At 67.6% G+C, this 1,619-nt stretch carries 2 protein-coding genes; both read left to right on the forward strand.

From position 1 onward, the window contains the following. On the forward strand, positions 1-812 hold an 812-nt coding region (locus ACFYOU_RS33300; RefSeq protein ID WP_391311050.1), incomplete at its 5' end, for an ATP-binding cassette domain-containing protein. Next, positions 809-1,597, forward strand: a complete 789-nt coding sequence (locus ACFYOU_RS33305; RefSeq protein WP_391311052.1) for an ABC transporter permease — start codon at positions 809-811, stop codon at positions 1,595-1,597. The genes ACFYOU_RS33300 and ACFYOU_RS33305, both read left to right, overlap by 4 nt. The last annotated feature ends 22 nt before the right edge of the window (positions 1,598-1,619 follow it).

Raw genomic sequence — 1,619 nt, forward strand, 5'->3', positions numbered from 1 at the left:
CACCGCAGGGGGTGCGGTCGGTGATCGGTGTGACGGGGCAGTTCTCGGCGGTCGACGGTCTGATCACGGGTGAGGAGAACATGCTCCTCATGGCGGATCTGCATCGCCTGTCGCGTGCCGAGGGGCGGCGCAGGGCGGCTCGGTTGTTGGAGCGGTTCGATCTGGTGGACGCGGCGCGCAAGCCCGCGGCGACCTACTCGGGCGGGATGAAACGCCGTCTCGACATCGCGATGACCCTGGTCGGCAATCCACGGATCATCTTCCTCGACGAGCCCACCACCGGCCTCGACCCCCGCTCCCGCCACAACATGTGGGAGATCATCCGCGAACTCGTCACCGACGGCGTCACCGTCTTCCTCACCACCCAGTACCTCGAAGAAGCCGACCAACTCGCCGACCACGTCGCCGTACTCAACGACGGCAAGATCGCCGCCCACGGCACCCCCGAACAACTCAAACGACTCATCCCCGGCGGACACATCCGCCTCCGCTTCACCGACCCCACCACCTACCAGACCGCCGCCACCACCCTCCACCAAGCCACCCACCTCAACCTCAACCCGACCCACCCCGGCGACAGTCGAGCCCGCACCACCTCCCACGACGAATCCCTCACCCTCCACATCCCCAGCACCGGCAACCCCCGCGAACTGCGCTCCCTCCTCGACTGGCTCGACACCGCCCACATCCACCCCGACGAACTCACCCTCCACACCCCCGACCTCGACGACGTCTTCTTCGCCCTCACCAACCCCACCACCACCCCCACCGGCGCTACTGCCCCCGCCCCGCGCAAGGAGACCGCCCGATGAGCCTCGCCCACGCCACCCGCGACTCCACCACCATGCTCCGCCGCAACCTCCTCCACGCCCGCCGCTACCCCTCCATGACCCTCAACCTCCTCCTCACCCCGATCATGCTGCTCCTCCTCTTCGTCTACATCTTCGGAGACGTGATGAGCGCCGGGATCGGCGGCAGCGGCGCCGACCGCTCCGCCTACATCGCCTACATCGTCCCCGGCATCCTCCTGATGACCATCGGCGGCACCGTCGTCGGCACCGCCGTGTCCGTCTCCAACGACATGACCGAAGGGATCATCGCCCGCTTCCGCACCATGGCCATCCACCGCGGATCCGTCCTCATCGGCCACGTCATCGGCAGCGTCCTGCAATCCCTCCTCAGCGTCACCCTCGTCGGCGCCGTCGCCGTCGCCATCGGATTCCGCTCCACCAACGCCACCGTCCTGGAATGGCTCGCCGCGTTCGGCCTCCTCGCCCTCTTCGCCCTGGCCCTCACCTGGATCGCCGTCGGCATGGGCCTCATCAGCCCGAACGCCGAAGCCGCCAGCAACAACGCCCTCCCCATGATCCTGCTGCCCCTCTTCTCCAGCGCCTTCATCCCCGTCGACACCATGCCCGGCTGGTTCCAACCCATCGCCGAGTACCAGCCCTTCACCCCCGCCATCGAAACCCTCCGCGGACTCCTCCTCGGCACCGAAATCGCCCACAACGGATGGCTCACCCTCACCTGGTCCCTCGCCCTCACCACCCTCGGCTACCTCTGGGCCACCGCCAAGTACAACAACGACCCCAAGTAACCCCCACCGAACACCCCCCACA

Origin of the sequence: Streptomyces sp. NPDC005955 (assembly GCF_042871255.1) — a bacterium.
Lineage (GTDB): Bacteria > Actinomycetota > Actinomycetes > Streptomycetales > Streptomycetaceae > Streptomyces.